The sequence below is a fragment of the Candidatus Cryosericum odellii genome (genome assembly GCF_003570935.1).
GTDB lineage: Bacteria > Caldisericota > Caldisericia > Cryosericales > Cryosericaceae > Cryosericum > Cryosericum odellii.
Genome location: NZ_QXIU01000010.1, coordinates 1 through 3,023, shown reverse-complemented (window position 1 = coordinate 3,023; position 3,023 = coordinate 1). Strand labels below are relative to the sequence as shown.

Below are 3,023 nucleotides of genomic sequence, written 5' to 3'. Positions count from 1 at the left end.
ATTCCGAGCATGCTGACGTGGAAGTGCTGCTGGAACTGAGTATGTCTGCGCAGCAGCAGGTCAACTCGCTCCGGAACCGCATCTTTCTTCAGCTCAAGCACGACCCGGATGCCCTCGCGGCTGGATTCGTCACGCAGGTCAGACAGTTGGGTCAGGCGCTTGTCCTTCATCAGGTTGGCGACTTTCTGGACGAACTCGGCCTTATTCACCTCAAACGGCAACTCTGTAATGATGAATCGCGTCTTGTTACCGTCCTTCTCGATCGTGTACTTTCCTCTCGTGACAACATTGCCCCGACCGGTGGCGATGTATTCGTCGATACCGTCCGTGCCAACCACGAGGCCACCGCCCGGAAAGTCGGGACCCTTGATAAACGACCGGATCTGGGCAGGGTCCTCAGGTTCGTTGCTGATCCGGCAGTCCAACATGTACTTCAGGGCATCGATCAGCTCGCCGAGGTTGTGAGGGGGGATGTTGGTGGCCATGCCGACGGCGATTCCGCTGGAACCGTTGAGTAGAAGCTGCGGCACTTTGGCTGGAAGGATGCTCGGTTCCTCCAGGCTGTTGTCAAAGTTCGGCGTGAACTCGACGATCTCCTTGTCCAGCTCGTCCAGCATGAGTGCAGAGACAGGAGCCAGCCGCACCTCAGTATAACGCATGGCTGCAGCAGAATCGCCGTCAATGGATCCAAAGTTGCCGTGGCCATCGATCAATGGGTATCTGAGCGAGAACTCCTGCGCCATGCGGACCAGCGAATCGTAGATAGCGGTATCACCGTGAGGATGGTACTTGCCCAGGACGTCGCCAACAATACGGGCGCTCTTCTTGTACGGCTTGTTCCAGAAACACCCTAGTTCATACATGGCGAAGAGGATACGGCGATGCACTGGCTTCAGACCATCGCGGAAGTCCGGCAGCGCTCGACCGATGATAACACTCATGGAGTACTCGAGGTAGGACTTCTTCATCTCCTCCTCGACGTAGACGTTGAATACTCTATCGTTTTCTGGCATCAGTGTCCCTCACTCCGTCAAATGTCCAAGTTGTAAACTTCACGCGCGTGATCAATGATAAATTTACGACGAGGCTCTACCTTCTCGCCCATGAGCAGCGTGAAGATGCGTTCAGCCTCCTCGGCTTCCTCCAAAGTGACACGTCCCATGAGGCGAGTTTCCGGGTCCATCGTCGTCGACCACAACTGCTCAGGGTTCATCTCTCCCAGTCCTTTGTACCGCTGGACATCAGGCTTACCCTTCGTTTGGGACAGGAGTGTCCGAAGTTCGTCGTCAGAGAACGCATAGCGCGTTGACTTGCCATCAATGACAGCAAAAAGTGGAGGCTGAGCAAAGTAAATATTCTGGTTGACAACGAGCGGGCGCATGTAGCGGTAGAAGAACGTGAGCAGCAATGTCCGGATATGTGCTCCGTCAACATCGGCATCCGTCATGATAACGATCTTGTGATACCGCAGCTTCTCGAGTTTGATATCGTCCATGACGCCCGTGCCGATGGAAGTAATGAGGGCCTTGATCTCCTCATTCTCGAGGGCTCGTTGGATACCGACCTTCTCTACGTTGAGAATTTTGCCCCTCAGAGGCAAAATCGCCTGCGTACGCCGGTTCCGGCCCTGCTTGGCACTGCCGCCTGCAGAGTCCCCCTCGACAATGTAGAGCTCTGATTCAGCCGGGTCCTGGGACGAGCAGTCTGCAAGTTTGCCCGGCAGGCGTCCGCCGTCCAGCTCGGTCTTACGGCGGACGAGGTCGCGAGCCTTGCGCGCCGCTTCACGCGCAAGCTTCGCACTGACAGCCTTATTGGCCATTGCCTTGAACTCATCGATGTGCTTGTCGAGGTACAGCTCCACCTCTTCCTCGACCGCGGCCTCCATGGGCCCCTTGAGATCAGCATTCCCAAGCCGCGTCTTGGTCTGGCCCTCAAACTGCGGGTCAGGGATGCGGAGGTTGATGATGACCACGAGACCTTCACGAATGTCCTCACCGCCAAGACTGTCCTCGGGCTTCATCAGCTTCACCTGCCGCGCCTTCGCGTTGAACAGGCGCGTATAGGCATTCTTGAAGGCCAGTTCATGGACGCCACCGTCCACAGTATTGATATTGTTGACGTAGGAGATCATCTGGTCGTTGTAGCCGGTGTTGTACTGAAAGGCAACCTCGAGAAAGAAACCTTCCGTATCTCGCATGAAATGCACGGGATTCGGCGGTACGACCTCACTGCCTTCGTTCATATATCGCACGAATTCAATGAGCCCCTTGTCATACTTGAAGACCTGGACCTCTTCCGTTGCGTGGTCGACGAAGTCGATTTCCAACCCGGAGTTCAGGAAAGCCAATTCGCGCAGACGCTTGGCGATGCGCTCAGGATCAAAGATAAACTCACCAAAAATCTCTTCGTCTGGAGTAAAGCTCACGTATGTGCCTGAAACGCCAGCGGGAATGCCCTCCTCCTTGACACGGAGGTGATAGATGGGTTTGCCGCGACTGAACTCTTCCTGGAACACCTTTCCCCACTGCGTCACTTCGACGTAGAGACGGTTCGAGAGAGCATTGACGCAGGAGACTCCGACGCCATGCAAACCACCGGAGACGTGATAGCTCTTCTTGTCAAACTTGCCACCGGCGTTGAGGCGCGTCAAAGCTACCTCGACACCCGATATGCCCAGCACGGGGTGCATGTCGGTTGGTATACCGCGGCCGTTGTCGCGCACGTCGACGGTCTTGTGGTCTGCGCTGAGCCCAACGTCGATCTTGGTGCAGAAGCCAGCCATGGATTCGTCAATTGCGTTATCCACGACTTCCTGCACGAGATGATGCAGACCACGCGAGTCGGTCGACCCTATATACATTGAAGGTCTGGTTCGAACATGTTCCAGACCTTCAAGTACCTTGATGTCTCTTGCGGTGTACTGGGAATCCTGCATGCGCAATCCTCCTGTTTTCTGACTCTTATATGGTATCATGAAACAGAGGAAATGCAATGCAGGAACAAGGGTTCAGGCCCTTTCCGTA

At 55.3% G+C, this 3,023-nt stretch carries 2 protein-coding genes; both read right to left on the bottom strand.

Features of this window, described 5'->3' with window-relative positions; all coding sequences use genetic code 11:
• The coding region (locus SMC5_RS00435; RefSeq protein ID WP_279386302.1) for a DNA gyrase subunit A at positions 1-1,013 on the bottom strand (1,013 nt) is incomplete at its 3' end.
• Positions 1,014-1,030: 17 nt separating this feature from the next.
• Positions 1,031-2,935: a DNA gyrase/topoisomerase IV subunit B gene (locus tag SMC5_RS00430; protein ID WP_119119150.1), complete on the bottom strand. Its 1,905-nt coding sequence runs from the start codon at positions 2,933-2,935 to the stop codon at positions 1,031-1,033.
• Between the last annotated feature and the right edge of the window lie 88 nt (positions 2,936-3,023).